This is a genomic window from Koromonas soli, assembly GCF_059726265.1.
Genome location: NZ_AP040872.1, coordinates 4,017,074 through 4,031,587 on the forward strand (window position 1 = coordinate 4,017,074; position 14,514 = coordinate 4,031,587).

A 14,514-nucleotide genomic window follows, 5' to 3' on the forward strand; every position below is an offset into this window, starting at 1 on the left:
GGGCATTTCCCCGGTTGATTTCAGTTCGGCTTACCGCAAAATTGAGCTACATTCTCCTGTTCTGGAAACTCTTATGAAACGTCCCTTTACCGTGTCCTGCCTGCTTTCGCTCCTTCTTGCGTCCACCCTCGCCATCGCCCAGCAGGATGCGCGTTGTCAGGCTCCGTCCTCTCAGAACTCAAGGAAGGTCAAAAGCCTTTTCACCGATGAGCAGGAGAACGAACTCGGAGACGTCGTTACTTATCAGTTCCAGCAATCCAACCTTGTTCTCGAGGATCCCGAACTCACTGCTTACCTTCAGAGGGTTGGAGACAAACTTGTCGCGGCTCTGCCGCCCACCGGCATTCGCTTTCAGTTCTATGTCATCGACGTCCACGAAACCAACGCCTTCAGCTTGCCCGGAGGTCGCATCTATCTCACGCGCAAGATGGTGGCCTTCATGCGCTCCGAAGATGAGCTAGCCGCCATTCTGGCTCACGAACTCGGCCACGTTGTCACTCATCAGAGCGCCTCTGAACTCTCCCAGGAAATGCGCCGCATCCTCAAGATCGATCACATCGAGAAAGGTGAAGTCTTCGATCGCTACAACGAGATGATCGAAAACTGGCGGCGCAACGAAAGCTACGCTCCGTCTCACGAAAACGCCCACCAGCTCGAAGCCGATCTTGTCGCCCTTTACGCCCTTGCTCGCGCCGGATATCCGCCGCAAGTACTGCCCGATATCTTCACCCGTCTGATTGGAGCGAAGAACAAAAACGGCTCATGGTTCTCCAATCTCTTTGGCGGCGTCGATACCGACGCGCACCGCCTTCGCGAAATGAACAAGGAAGCAGGTTCTGTCCCCGCCTCCTGTGTGCAACCCGTCGCCAGGTTTTCGCCCGACGACTTCAAGCAATGGCAATCTGCGGTGCTCGCCTACCGTGGCATCGGCCACCGCGAATCCCTCCGCGGCGTTGTGCTCCGCAAGAAACTATCGCCTACGTTTCGCGCCGATCTCGAGCAACTCATCATCAGCCACGATGGCCGTTACTTCCTCGCCCAGGATCAGGGCAGCATCGTCGTCTTTCGTCGCGACAGCATGACGCCCATTCTGCACATCCCTGCCGAGCGTGCTCATCCTGCCCAGTTCTCGCCCGACTCCCAACGCGTCGTCTTCTACGTCTCCGAGCTCGTATCCTCTCCGCGCGTCGAGGTCTGGGATATCGAAGATCAATCGCAGGAGGTGCACGAGGTTTTCGAGCGTGAAGGCTGCGAACAGACCGCGCTTTCCTCCGACGGCAACTACTTCGTTTGCGTCGCCGCCACCGGCGTGCAGTTCAGCGGCATCAGCTTCGACCTTCGCATTCACGATGTTGACAGCGGAGATCTCGTCTACCAGAAGAAGTCATTCTTCTCCGGGGAGATTTTCTCTACGGTTGCCAGCCTGATTTCTGCGAGCGAAACTGGTTCCACCAGTATGTCCATCGCGCAGCTGGTCTTCACCCCTGACAATCGCTACCTTTACATTGGCCGGGATAACATTGCCACCGCCATCGAACTCTCCACCGGCAAGCAACTCTCACTCGACCAGAACGTAAAGCGCATCATGCGTCTGCAGTTTGTTTTCCTCGACAACCAGCGCATGATTGGACTCGAATCCGACGGCAAGGCCGACCTCGTCAATCTTGCCGATGGCCGCATCCTCGCCGGACGTCTCGCAACCGGCTTCGCACGGTTTCAAACCGCTGCCACTCCCGACTACATCATCCTCCGCCCCATCAAGGATCACGCTGCCGGAGTCTTCGCTGTCAGTCAGAACAAGATCTTCATGGCCAGCAAAACCAAAGCGCTCGATCTTTACGGTGACGTCGTTCTACGTGAGCGCCTCGATGGCCGCATCGCCGTGCACAGCATCACCGATGGCAAGGAGCTCTCGCTTGCGCCCATGCTCGACACCACTCTTGGAGCGCTCCAGGCCACCGCGCTCTCTTCCGACATGAGCCTTTTCGCCCTCTCCGGCGGCAGCCGCGGAGCCATCTATAATCTCGCCGCCGACAAACGCATCGTGTACACCCGCAATTTCGAAGGTGCCTACTTCAACTCCAAAAATAACTTCTGTGCCATCTTCCCCAAGAAAGATGAAATTAAGCGCAGCGTCACCGTGCGCCGATTTCACCGCGCCCAGCTCCACCAAGCGCGACACCAGCGACGACGTAAAGAGCTTCCAGTTCGATCGCTACTTCATCCTCCAGCGCCCGGCCAAAAAGGGCGATTACCGCAAGAACGTCACTCTCGAAGTGCGCGACATCTGCACCGACGCCTTACTATGGACGCGCCAGTTCCGCGACGGAGTTCCATTCTCTTATAGCGCTCGCGATGCCCGTTCCCAGGTTTTCATCTGGCCCGTGAAGGACGAAGAAGCCAAATCGCAAATCCGCATCAACCCTCAGCTTCAGCAACGTCAGCAGGAGCTTCGCGACAAGCAGGGTGTCTTCTACTTCGAACTCATCGACCTCGACACCGGAAACATCCGCGCCCGCGCGCTCATCGACACCGGCAAGGGCTCCTTCCGCTTCACCGACGCATTCTTCACCGCCGATCGCCTCTTCATTCGCGATGACAACGAGCGCCTGCTCGCCTATACCTTCGACGGTCACCTTCAGGGACGCGTCTTCGGACGCGCTGCCACCGTCTCACCCGATGGCAAGCACCTGCTCGTGCACAACAATCGCGGACGCCTCACCATCTTCGACGCGCACACCCTCAAGCAGCGCGATCAGCTCGACTTCATCTCCCCGATTGCTTCGCTTACCTTCGGAGCCAACCCCGCGATGCTCACCCTTGTCACCGCCGACCAGACACTGTTTCGCATCGATCTGAATTCGCTATCCTCCTCCGCGCCTGCTTCCGGCCACTGACATTCGCGCAATGAAAAAGCCCCGCACTCCTTTTCCAGTGCGGGGCTTCGCTGTTAGATGCGCTCTACTGCTTGTCTTTTGGATCGAACACCAGCGGGCGCAGATAATCATTCGGGTCCACCAGCCACATCAACTGCGGTCTTTCCGCAGCTGGAATTCCCATTGCGTTCTGTTCCATCGTGTAGCCAACTTTCCATTCCAGCGAAGAGCTTTCCACTGCCACGGCCGTCACGTGGTTCGGGATGAACACCTTCGGCTTGAAGTGCGTGTTGTAGTCCACAATGTCGCGCTCGCCGTTGATGTTGTATCCCAGGCTCACTACCGATCCCAGTTCCACATCCACCGGCGCAAATGAGTCCATGACCTGCGCCAGCTTCTGTCCAACTGCTACGCCAAAACAGCCACTAGCATCCTGTCCAGGCTGGCTCGGCTGTGGAGGATTGGTTCCAGCAATATTGTTTGGCAGCGCGCATCCTTCACGCAGCGCGCCCGTCGTGTTGTGCCACACAAAAGTGAAATTCTTTCCGCCCCGCACCTTGAATACGAATGCGAGACTGATCGGTCCGCCCTGTCCCACGCGAGCCGTCGCAATATTCAGCACAGTCGAAAGGGGAGTGCCGGCCGGGAACATGCTTGCGTCGCGCGGGTCGGCAATATTACATGGCGTTGCGCAGGTTCCGCTCACCGGTGCATTGATCACCACCGGAGGGAAACTCGTGTCCTGTGGCGCCGTATTGGTCGAGTGCAAATGCTTAAATCCGACAATGGATGCTACCGGCTCCAGTGCGTCGATGGGAACCAGTTCACTACCCGGCAGTGAGCCGCGCGATGTTACTCCAACGCACTTCACCGTCGAACCCATGCCAAAGATTCTTGCCTCATCCAGTTGCATGTTGTCGCATGTCTCCGGCGTAGCATAGATCGTCGCTCCCGTGAGCTTTGCGATGTAGGCCGCGTTGTCTGCGTGGTCAAAGTGGCCATGCCCCAGGAAGATTGCTTCCGGCTTCAGGTCCACCAGATCTTGAATCACAATCGGCGTACGTCCAGGCGTTACTTCCAGGCGCGTCACAAAGGAGTCAAGCAACACCACTCTTCCCATCACCGACGCAGCAAACGTCGCATTGGTCAGCCAGGAAAAGATCACCTTGTTACTTGCGACCTGTCCTTTGACGTTTACATTCTCGGTTCCAAAAATTTTCTGGCGGGCTGCTGCTGTTGCGGAACTGTTTGCACTGTCGGCTACTGCTACGGCGGAAACGCTGCACAGGGCCAATACACACATCCATTTTCTCATCGAGAGTTCCCCTGTCCGTTGATCGTTGTGAAGTGGGTTCTTTGCGTCAAATCAAAGGACCTCGTGATCAACTCGCGCCTAGATGTCCGCTGCTCTTATCGGAGTTGGCCTTTCTCAACAGTTCTTTACATTTCTTATTAATGGTCGTGAATTAATCTCCGCTGCGTCTCGAAATTCATCCACTGACTGCATCTTGAACACCAATTTTTTCCACCGCTCCACTTCCGCGCACACATTCACTCGCGTATGAACCACGCACGCGGCGCAGCGAGAGCAACACCTCATTCCATATCAACTCTGCCCAGCGACGTACCTCCGCTGCGCACGCCGGAGTCCATTCAGTGCTGCTGTCCACCAGCAGTATCGCGAGCCACTGTGTGTGCATCCTACGAAGCGCACCGGAGAAAAAACCTTGTCCACAGCTCTCCCCAGCCGCTCACCTCGGGCGCTCGTCTTCGCACAGAACTTCCTCAAACATCCCAGGATGATTGGCTCCATCATTCCGAGCTCCCGCTTTCTCATCGGCCGACTCCTCCAGCAGGTGGACTGGAATCGCACCAGAGTTGTGGTCGAGTACGGTCCTGGCGTAGGCACCATCACGTCCGCCATCCTCGAGCGCCTTCCAGCAGATGCAGTGCTCATCGCTATCGAGATGAATGATGATTTCGTGAAACTGCTACGCGAACGGCACCGCGACTCGCGCCTCAAGATCGTGCATGGCTCCGCCGCCGACGTGCGTCGAGTCCTCAAGAGCTTCGGTCACCGCGGAGCCGACTACATCATCTCCGGCATCCCCTACACAACTCTTCCCGAAGACGTGCGCGTTCGCGTGCTGCGCGAATCCCGTGCCGCCCTAAATCCTGCCGGTGCTCTGCTCATTTACCAGTTCACTCGCGCCGTCCTCCCATACTTGCGCCGCGAGTTCGGCAACGTCCGCACCGACTTCGAACCCCTCAACGTCCTCCCCGCCCAACTCTTCACCTGCCAAAAGCGCCCCTGACCCGCTGCTCACCCTTGTCCGCACCTTTCAAGAAAAATGAAATGATGGTTATGAAGAAATCTTACTCATGAAGAAAGCGGTGCTCATAAAGAAGTTGTGCTGAAGTTGTGCTGAAGTGGTGCTGAAGAGATGGTGCTTATGACGAGATGGTGCTTATGAAGAAGTGGTGCCCCACCTCTGCCTTCTTCTGGCAGAGGTGGGTGTTTTGCAGTTGCTCTTGCTCCTGCAGTTGCTCTTGCCATTGCTCTTGCTCGTGCAGTTGCTCTTGCTGTTGCTGTTGCTCGTGCTGTTGCTGTTGCTCGTGCTGTTGCGACTGCTCTTGCTCTTGAGGTGTCATCCCGAGCGAAAGCGAGGGACCCCTACCCTCACACCGCTCTCCGGGTAGTTGCTCTTGTTTTTGCTTCTGGTCTTGCTGCTGTTCTTGCTTTTGCTCTTGCTGTTGTTTTCGTTTTTGAGGTGTCATCCTGAGCGAAGCGAAGGACCTCGGGGTTGCTCTTGCTCGGGGTTGCTCTTGCTTTGCTCTTGCTCTTGCTTTGCTCTTGCTCTTCCTCTTGCCCTTGCTCTTGCTCTTGTCCTTGCTCTCTCTCTTGACCCCCTTTCGGCCACCACCTTCCGAATGCCGCCTTTGCTTTTTCCCCACCATCCGCTTTCATCTACACTAGATCCATATGGTTCGCCTCATCTCCTTACTTCTTCTGGCCGCCATCCTGTGGTTTGCCTGGGCCTTGGCCATCCCAGTCACCCCTCCTGTCCCGCAAACCCTGCTTTTCCCTCCGGGCTCTTCCTCGCGCACTATCGCCGCCGAACTCGAGCGTGCCGGAGTCATCCGCAGCCCTCTTGCCTTCAAACTGCTTCACTACGCCATGCCCAAGAAGAAGCTCAAGGCCGGTGAATACCGCTTCACTCAGGCCTCCAACGGACTCGAAGTTTTCGACCGCATCGCTCGCGGAGACATACTCGTCCACACCGTTGTCGTCCCTGAAGGCTTCAATATGTTCGAGATCGCTTCCGCCGTCGAAGCCGCAGGATTGGGCAAAAAAGAGGACTTCCTCAAGGTTGCCACCCACGACACCGACCTCGTCCGCGCCCTCGATCCTCAGGCCCGCTCGCTTGAAGGCTACCTCTTTCCGGACACCTACAATTTCTCGCGCACCATGACCATGCGCGACATGGCCACCGCCATGGTTCACCGCTTCCAGCGTGAGGCGCAGACGCTCGGCCTCGCTCACGACACGCACCGCATCGTGACCCTCGCATCGATTGTTGAAAAGGAAACCGCCGCGCCCGACGAACGCCCCGAGGTCGCCAGCGTTTACACCAACCGCCTCGCTCGCAACATGGCGCTTGCCGCCGATCCCACCGTGGCCTACGCCGCCCAACTCAACGGAAACTACCGCGGCACCATTTACCAGAGCGACTTGCAATCCGACTCGCCTTACAACACCTACAAGTTCGCCGGACTCCCGCCCGGCCCCATCGCCAATCCCGGCGCTGCTTCGCTCAAGGCCGCCATGCAACCGGCCAGCACCGCCTACCTGTTCTTCGTCGCCGCGGGAGACGGCAGCGGACGGCACCATTTCTCCGCCAACTTCGAACAGCATGAGCGCAACGTCATCGCCTACCGCAAGGCCATGAAGGCCCGTTGATGCCCTCACGGAGAGCACGCTGATGCAGCTTCCCATCGAGTTGCGCCGCGCCATCGACGAGGAACTCGCGAACTGCAATCCCGCTCGCCTGCGTGCAGCCTCAAGTTCGCTGACGGCCGCCTACCGCCAGAGTGAAAACAGCAAGCCAGCATCCGGCCCCGCACTGTCCACGGACGACCACCGCGCTGCCTACCTCGCCGTACGTCTGCCTGCTACGTTTGCTGCTGCTGTAGCGGCTCTCAAGTGGACGCGCGAGACCACCAGCGTCGCGCCCCGTTCCGTGCTCGATCTCGGCAGCGGCCCCGGCACTGCTCTCTGGGCTGCCACTCACATATTTCCCAGCCTCGAATCCGCCACCTCCTTTGAGCGCGACCCCAGGCTCGTCGATACCGCTCGCCGCCTCGCCTCGCACTCTGAACACCCTGCGCTGTGCCAAGCCACCTGGCATCAGGGCGATCTCAATTCCGCTCTGCCCTCGGGCTCGTTCGACCTCGTTCTCTGCTGCTACGCTCTCAACGAGCTTTCCGAACCGCAACGCGCCGCACTCATCCGTCAGGCATGGGCTCGCACTTCGAAGCTGCTGGTCATCATCGAACCCGGCACCAAACCCGGCTACGCCAACATCCTCGCCGTCCGCTCGCTCCTGCTCTCGGCAGGTGCAACTCTCGCCGCGCCTTGTCCCAACGCTCTCCCTTGTCCCATGGCCGGAACCGCCGACTGGTGCCACTTCGCCGCCCGCGTCGAGCGCACTGCCGAGCATCGCCGCCTCAAGGAAGCCACTCTCGGCCACGAAGACGAGAAGTTCTCCTACGTCGCCTTCACCCGCGGCGAATCGCATCTTCCTGCCGCTCGCGTCGTGCGCCACCCCAAGGTTTTCAGCGGGTACACGCAGCTCTCCCTCTGCCGCCAAGGCGAAATCGCCAGCGTTACCGTAACCCGGTCTCAAAAAGAAGATTGGCGCCGCCTCAAGCGACTCAACTGGGGCGATCGCTGGTAAGCAGAAGGGCTCAGGCCAGCTCTGCCCGGTCCCACCTAGGCAACTCTGCCTCCGTCGCTCACCTCTGAATGAGGCAATATTGTAAGGAGTTGGGCGGGTCCCTTTATGCCTCAAGCCGCGAGAGTCACCAGTGAAGCCAACGTAGTCCCCCTACGTGGTGCGGTCCTCTGCATCAATTGCGAGTCGATTACCACGGCCTTGTCGGATGAGTGCCTGGTCTGCGGCAGCCATTCGCTTTTCAATCTCGAGCGAATGTTGAGCAGTTCGCAGCCCGCCAAGGCTCAACCCAAGAAAGCGGGCCACCATATGCGCTTTCGCGCCAACATATCAATCGATTTGCAGCAGATCAGCCCGCGCGAGTTCAGCGGACTTGTCGAGTACATTACGGAGACGCTTCGCTCGCGCCAACTTGCCGACGATGCGCGGTTCCATGTCAATGTCGAACCCGAGGCCTCAACTCCAGGCGCAAAGGGCCTCAAAGCCGCGTAGAACCTACTCTGGAAGGAAGCGGTATCCCACGCCGCGCACCGTGATCAGGTATTTCGGGTCTGCCGGGGAGTCTTCGATATACCGCCGCAGCCGCACGATGAAGTTGTCGATCGCCCTCGTGTCCGTGTCCTCGTGCAGTCCCCAGACCTCTTCCAGTATCTGCTTGCGGCTCACGTTCTGGTTACGGTGATCGATGAAGTATCGCAGCAGCGACGCTTCCATCAGCGTGAGCTGAATCTTCCCCTTCGGCGCCATCAACTCCAGCGTGCTGAAATCGAGTGCACGGCCGTCAAAGGCAAACACGTCACGTGACGCCGCCCGCTCCCCGTTCTGGTCTGCCGCTGCGACGGCCGTGCCGTCTTTCGACGCCGGAACCGTTGCCGCCTCGCGCGCTGAAACTTCGCGCTGCCACTGCGTTCTCCTCAGCAGCCCATTAATTCGCGCCAGCAGTATGCCTAAGTCGAACGGCTTCGGCAGATAGTCATCCGCCCCCGCCGCAAATCCTTTGAGCACATCCTCGGGACGCGACCGCGCCGTCAGCATCAGAATCGGAACGTAGTTCTTCGCCTCCCGCAGCTTCTCTGCCACCTCGAACCCATTCACGCCCGGCAGCATGATGTCGAGCACCACGGCATCGAAATGCTCACCGCGATTCAGCAGCCGCTCGAGCCCAGCCTCGCCTGTCTCCACCGCCGCGGCCTCATGCCCTTCAACCTCCAGGTTGAATAGCACGCCTTGCGCCAGGTGAACTTCATCTTCGACGATCAGAATTCGAGCCATCGCCTTCGATGGTACAGTACCGAACCGCGCCGAAGCGAGCCGTCGAACTCGGGCCCGAGGTCGAAGAAAGCGTCAAGATTGCCTTTGGAGTGAACTGCTGGAGTGAAGTGTTGATCCTTCTGCTAATGTTCAAACGGCGGAGCACCCCGTTTCAAAGGGAGTAACGCTCCGCCGCCAACCTGCTGATAAATTGCCTAATCGCTACGCTTTTACCGCCTGCCCCTGACGCGCCAGTGAAGCCATGTGTTGCGCCGCTTCCTTGCCCGTCCGAATGCAGTCCGGCACGCCGATTCCCTTGTAGAAGTTTCCGGCAATCGACAGATTCTGCATCTGCTTCAGCGTCGCGCCTATGCGTTCTATGCGCTCCAAATGCCCCGGCGTGTACTGCGCCATCGAGCGATCCCAGCGATAAACCTTCACAAACCAAGGCTCCGCCGCAAGTCCCGTGATCTGCTTCAGCTCTTTGCGCACTACCGCCGTGATCTCCTCGTCGCTCATCTTCAGCACGCTCTCATCATTCGCGCCGCCAAGGAAACAGCGCACCAGCGCCTTATTATCCGGCGCGCGGAACGGAAACTTCGTATGCACGAAGGTTGTCGCCAGCATGCGTGTTCCCTCGCTGCGCGGAATCAGGAACCCAAATCCCGGCGGGCACGATTTCAGCTGCTCGCGCTCATATCCCAGCGTCACCGTCACCGAAGAGCTGTACTCCACTTTCCCCAAATCTTCCGAAAGCTGGCAATCGATTTCAGCTAGCATTTTCGAGGCGATGCGCGCCGGTGTCGCGAAAATCACGGCATCAAATTGCTCTGCTCCGCGCGGCGTAATCAGCTCCCATCCACTTTCATTCTTCGTGAGCTGGCTCACTGCGGTTCCAGTGCGCAGGCTCTGCCGGTCGAGTCGTGAAACAATCGCATCGATCATCTGCTGCATGCCGCCTTTGAGCGAGCTGAACAGCGGCTTCGGCGTGTAGCCCTTTGCCTTCTGCATCGCCGCCATTTTCTTGCGGCCTGCAAGCATCGCTTTGCAAAGCGATCCGTAGTTCTCTTCCATCTCCACGAACTTCGGCAACACCGCGCGGACACTCAACGAAGACGCGTCGCCGCCATACACACCCGATAGCAGAGGATCAGCAAGACGATCGACAACCTCTGCTCCGAAGTGGCGCTCCACCATCTGCGCTACGGTTTCATCCTTGTGTACAGGGCGCGGCGGATGCATCAGCTCGCCGAGCATCTTGAACTTCGTCGCCCACGAAAACAGCGGTGTCAGCGCGGTTGGAATCAACTTCGTCGGCACCATAAACATCAGTCCATCGGGCATCGGAATCAGGCGGCCCTTGACTACGATGTAGGTCACGCGCTGAGAATCGTTCGAGCCAATCAGATCGTTTGCGATTCCGAGTTCAGCGCAGAGCTGATTTGCCCAAGGCTTTTCGGTAAGAAATGAATCCGGCCCGCCTTCGACAACGCAGTCGCCCACTTTGTCGCTAAACATCACGCCGCCGAGCCGCTCACTCGATTCGAAAAGAGAGTATTCCACCGGAGCGCCAGCCGCGCGCTCCTGCTCCAAGTAATAAGCGGCACTCAGTCCCGAGATGCCGCCACCGATAATTGCGATACGCATGTATGAGAACTCCCGCACTATAGACTACTCAGCCCGCCAATTATGTTGGGAAGCCGTATAAACCTAAGATCCGGATTGCGCCACCGCGGCTAGGCGCGTGCGCGCAAGTTGCGCGACAGCGCGCGCAAACAACACGGAGTCGTTCAGCGATTCCGCGCGTGAAAGCGTTACTCCCTTGTCGGCAGCGTAGGACTTGAATAGGATGTCGATGTCGTAGAGCACTTCCACGTGATCGCACACAAACCCAATCGGCTGCACAAACAAATGCTTGTGACCAGCGGCGGCCAATTCATCAATCACGCTTTCGACCGTTGGCCCCAGCCACTCTCCACCGCTCATGCCCTGGCTCTGAAACGCAAAATGCCAGTGTCCCTCAATTTCTGGAATCGTAGCGGCGATCAACTCAGCGGTTTCGCGTGTCTGGCGCTCGTAGTTGTCCCCGGCCTCAATGGTTCGTGTGGGAACGCTATGCGCCGTGAACAAAACTGGTACTGGAGCGTTCGCTTCACAGCATGCGCGCGACCAGCCATCGCGAAGCTTTTCGGCAAAAGCGCGAATGAGTAGGGGCTCCGAATGCCACTCGGGCACGAAGTCTACGGTGAACGGCGCTTGTCCTGTTTCGCCGATAACAGCGCGGCGATAAAGTCCGACGCTGGTACGCGAATTATGTGGCGCAAGACAGATGGCCACTGTGTGCGTGATGCCATCGGCAGCCATTTGCGCTACTGTGTCGCGAATGTATGGCTTCCAGTTGCGCATGCCGACGTAGACAGGCAATGCGAGTTCGGCGGAGATGCGCGCCGCCTGCTGCATGGTGATGTCCGTGAGCGGCGAGCTGCCTATCAATGAATATCGATGTTTGATTTCTTCTACAACGGCGGGCGGAAGCGGCCGTCCGCTGGTTACGTTGGCCAAGTAGGCCGGAATCTCGTCGATGGTGTCCGGAGTTCCGTGCGCAAGCAGCAGGACGGCAGGCTTTTGCATATTATCGAATCCCGGCAGCGGCGCCACGATGCTGCGCCGAATACTCCCGAACAAACTTCGCCAGGTCCTTCACATTGTCCACCGGAGTCTGCGGCAGAATTCCGTGGCCGAGGTTGAAGATGTGTCCCGGACGATTGCCCGCCAGATCCAGAATGTTCTTTGCGCGCTGCTTTAGTTCATCCCATTCCGCAAAGAGCAGAACCGGATCGAGATTGCCCTGAACCGCCGGACGGAAGTTCATCATCTTCCAGCCCTCGTCAAGCGGAACGCGCCAGTCGAGACCGATCACGTCGGCTTCGGTCTCATTCATCGAGGGAAGCAGCGTGGTGCTGTCTGTGCCGAAATAGATGATTGGCACGCCCGTCTTCTTCAGCGAAGAGATGAGTTCCTTGGTGCGCGGTAGAACGTACTTGCGATAGTCCTCCACGCTCAAGCAGCCCACCCAGCTATCGAACACCTGGATGACGTCGGCTCCAGCCTTAACCTGGTCGGCGATGTAGGCTGCGAGCACTACGTTGAGCTTGCGCAGCAACTCATCCCAAACCGCAGGCTGGCGATACATCAGTTTCTTCACTTCAATGTAGTTGCGCGATCCACCGCCCTCAACCATATAGCTGGCAAGGGTGAAAGGAGCTCCGCAGAAGCCGATCATCGGCAGCTTGTCGCCCCAGTGCTTAACGCACTCAGCAATGGCATCGGAAACATACATCAACTCGGGCGCGCCATCCGTGGTGAGAACCTTGATGTCCTCTTCCGTGCGTATCGGCTTCTCGATTACCGGGCCTTCGCCTGCAGAGAAGTGAAAGGGCAGACCCATGACTTCCAGCGGAAGGAGAAGGTCGGCAAAGATAATGGCGGCGTCAACCTGGAGAGCCTCGGCTGCGGTGATGGTCACTTCGGCGGCCAGCGCAGGCTTCTTGCAGATTTCGACGAGGGAGTGATGCTTGCGGACTTCGCGATACTCGGCCATGTAACGGCCAGCCTGGCGCATGAACCAGACTGGAGTCGAGTCAGTAGGAAGGCCTTTGCAGGCACGGACGAAAATTGAATTAGGAGCGGACATAGAAGACTAGAGTTTATCAGAGCGACGAAAATCCGGCTTGTGACACCAGTCACTCACCGGATTCGCCGGTTCAATCCGTACCCGCCAGCAATATTCAGTTGCCAGATCAGCCAATCCCGCGCTGCGCGTCAGTGCCGGAAATGCCGCACTCCGGTGAACACCATTGCGAGTCCCAGCCGGTCAGCAGCTTCGATCACTTCCGGGTCGCGCACCGAACCGCCGGGCTGGATGATGGCTGTCGCTCCGGCTTTTGCGATCACTTCGACTCCATCGGGGAAGGGGAAGAATGCGTCGCTCGCGGCGACCGTTCCAATTACGGGCAGCACGGCTTTCTCTGCGCCGATGCGCGCCGAATCCACACGGCTCATCTGTCCGGCGCCGACGCCGACGCTCTGCCCGTCACGGGCGTAGAGAATGGCGTTGGACTTAACGTGTTTGCAGACCTTCCAGGCGAAGAGCATGGCGCGCACCTCTTCGGCCGTGGGCTGCCGTTTGGTTACGATTTTCAGGTCGGCTTCGATGATGGGGTAAACATCGTTGTCCTGTACGAGTACGCCGCCGGAAACGTTTTTGAGCACCCACTTCTGCTGTAGGTCGGCGATTTCGACTAGGCGAAGGTTCTTCTTTTTGGCGAACGCCTCGCGAGCTTCGGGAGTAAAGCTGGGCGCGGCAATGGCTTCCACGAAAAGCTTCGCCATCTCCGCCGCTGCGTCGCCGTCCACCTCACGATTCACGCCGATGACGCCGCCGAAAGCCGATACCGGATCGCACTCAAGAGCGCGAACATAGGCTTCCTTCAGCGTGCTTCCCGTGGCGGTGCCGCAAGGATTTGTGTGCTTGATGATGGCGCAGACGGGTTCGGTGAACTCCTGTGCCAGGTCCCACGCTGCCTGCAGATCGACAATGTTGTTGTAGCTTAGCTCTTTTCCCTGTAACTGGTTGCTATTGGCAACGCCCTTGCCGCTGCCATCGGAGTAGAGCGCGGCCTTCTGGTGCGGGTTTTCGCCGTAACGAAGGTCAAAAGCTTTTTGAAATTGGAGCCGCAGTGTTTCGGGAAATGCGGCGCTTTTGCCCATCTGAGTGATGTCAAATTTCGAGCCATCATCGACTGTGATTTCCGCCAGAGCGTTGGCGATCGCGGTGTCGTATGCCGCGGTGGTAGCAAAAGCCTTCTGCGCCAAGCCCCACTTAGTTTTCAGCGACAACTCGGCCGCGTGCTGCTCCATCTCGGAGGCGATGGCGTCGTAGTCGGCGACTGAGGTCACAATCGCGACGTCCTGGAAGTTTTTGGCCGCCGAGCGAACCATCGATGGGCCACCAATGTCGATGTTCTCGATGATTTCCTCAAAGTGCACGCCCGGTTTACTGGCTGTCTTCTCGAAGGCGTAGAGATTCACCACGAGCATATCGATGGGCTCGATACCATGCTCCTGGACTGCGGCGACGTGGGAGGCGTTGGAGCGCACATGCAGTATGCCGCCGTGCACCTTAGGATGGAGCGTTTTCACACGCCCGTCGAGCATCTCGGGGAAGCCAGTGAGGTCGCTGATATCGCGCACTGTAAGTCCTGCGTCGCGCAGTGCGCGCGCGGTGCCGCCTGTCGAAATCAGTTCCACGCCGAGAGTGGCGAGGCGGCGGGCAAACTCCACCAGGCCGGTTTTGTCGGTGACACTCAGAATGGCACGTTTGATCTTCGCCATGACTTCCTCGCTGACAATGAGATTTCGGGGATGCCCCG

The 14,514-nt window shown here is 58.4% G+C and carries 13 protein-coding genes; 6 read left to right on the forward strand and 7 right to left on the reverse strand.

The genetic code is table 11. From position 1 onward, the window contains the following. Positions 1–73 precede the first annotated feature (73 nt). Both AC6IY8_RS17505 and AC6IY8_RS17510 read left to right on the forward strand, forming a co-directional pair. The gene (locus AC6IY8_RS17505) at positions 74–2,347 is read left to right on the forward strand and encodes a M48 family metalloprotease (protein ID WP_497775980.1); all 2,274 of its coding nucleotides are present in this window, start codon (positions 74–76) and stop codon (positions 2,345–2,347) included. A 37-nt stretch (positions 2,348–2,384) separates the two neighbouring features. After that, positions 2,385–2,897, forward strand: a complete 513-nt coding sequence (locus AC6IY8_RS17510) for a hypothetical protein (RefSeq protein WP_497775981.1) — start codon at positions 2,385–2,387, stop codon at positions 2,895–2,897. 64 nt (positions 2,898–2,961) lie between these two features. Here the strand turns inward: AC6IY8_RS17510 and AC6IY8_RS17515 are convergent, their stop codons facing one another. Beyond that, positions 2,962–4,191 (reverse strand): MBL fold metallo-hydrolase, encoded by a 1,230-nt coding sequence (locus tag AC6IY8_RS17515; protein WP_497775983.1) that lies wholly within the window; start codon positions 4,189–4,191, stop codon positions 2,962–2,964. Between the two features lie 412 nt (positions 4,192–4,603). On the opposite strand from AC6IY8_RS17515, the gene AC6IY8_RS17520 reads away from it, so the two are divergent. Then, positions 4,604–5,191, forward strand: coding sequence for a class I SAM-dependent methyltransferase (locus AC6IY8_RS17520; protein WP_497775984.1), 588 nt, complete (start codon positions 4,604–4,606; stop codon positions 5,189–5,191). A 136-nt stretch (positions 5,192–5,327) separates the two neighbouring features. Here the strand turns inward: AC6IY8_RS17520 and AC6IY8_RS17525 are convergent, their stop codons facing one another. Beyond that, a complete protein-coding gene (locus AC6IY8_RS17525) occupies positions 5,328–5,834 on the reverse strand; it encodes a hypothetical protein (RefSeq protein ID WP_497775986.1) in 507 nt (168 codons plus the stop codon). Positions 5,835–5,859: 25 nt separating this feature from the next. Here AC6IY8_RS17525 and mltG point away from each other — a divergent pair, with 25 nt between their 5' ends. The 3 genes from mltG to AC6IY8_RS17540 all read left to right on the forward strand — a co-directional run bounded on the left by mltG (position 5,860) and on the right by AC6IY8_RS17540 (position 8,323). Further along, on the forward strand, positions 5,860–6,837 hold the full coding sequence (gene mltG / locus AC6IY8_RS17530; RefSeq protein ID WP_497775988.1) for an endolytic transglycosylase MltG: 978 nt from the start codon (positions 5,860–5,862) through the stop codon (positions 6,835–6,837). A 22-nt stretch (positions 6,838–6,859) separates the two neighbouring features. After that, on the forward strand, positions 6,860–7,834 hold the full coding sequence (locus tag AC6IY8_RS17535) for a small ribosomal subunit Rsm22 family protein (protein ID WP_497775990.1): 975 nt from the start codon (positions 6,860–6,862) through the stop codon (positions 7,832–7,834). 105 nt (positions 7,835–7,939) lie between these two features. Further along, positions 7,940–8,323, forward strand: coding sequence for a hypothetical protein (locus AC6IY8_RS17540; RefSeq protein WP_497775991.1), 384 nt, complete (start codon positions 7,940–7,942; stop codon positions 8,321–8,323). 3 nt (positions 8,324–8,326) lie between these two features. On the opposite strand, the gene AC6IY8_RS17545 is transcribed toward AC6IY8_RS17540, so the two are convergent. The 5 genes from AC6IY8_RS17545 to purH all read right to left on the reverse strand — a co-directional run bounded on the left by AC6IY8_RS17545 (position 8,327) and on the right by purH (position 14,476). Beyond that, entirely contained in the window at positions 8,327–9,103 is a 777-nt protein-coding gene (locus AC6IY8_RS17545) for a response regulator transcription factor (protein ID WP_497775993.1), read from the reverse strand. Positions 9,104–9,304: 201 nt separating this feature from the next. Continuing rightward, complete coding sequence (gene hemG / locus AC6IY8_RS17550) at positions 9,305–10,729, reverse strand: protoporphyrinogen oxidase (RefSeq protein ID WP_497775994.1); 1,425 nt, start codon at positions 10,727–10,729, stop codon at positions 9,305–9,307. A gap of 63 nt (positions 10,730–10,792) precedes the next feature. Beyond that, the gene (gene hemH, locus AC6IY8_RS17555) at positions 10,793–11,713 is read right to left on the reverse strand and encodes a ferrochelatase (RefSeq protein WP_497775996.1); all 921 of its coding nucleotides are present in this window, start codon (positions 11,711–11,713) and stop codon (positions 10,793–10,795) included. Position 11,714: 1 nt separating this feature from the next. Next, positions 11,715–12,776 (reverse strand): uroporphyrinogen decarboxylase, encoded by a 1,062-nt coding sequence (gene hemE, locus AC6IY8_RS17560; protein WP_497775997.1) that lies wholly within the window; start codon positions 12,774–12,776, stop codon positions 11,715–11,717. A 128-nt stretch (positions 12,777–12,904) separates the two neighbouring features. Further along, positions 12,905–14,476, reverse strand: coding sequence for a bifunctional phosphoribosylaminoimidazolecarboxamide formyltransferase/IMP cyclohydrolase (purH, locus tag AC6IY8_RS17565; protein WP_497775998.1), 1,572 nt, complete (start codon positions 14,474–14,476; stop codon positions 12,905–12,907). Between the last annotated feature and the right edge of the window lie 38 nt (positions 14,477–14,514).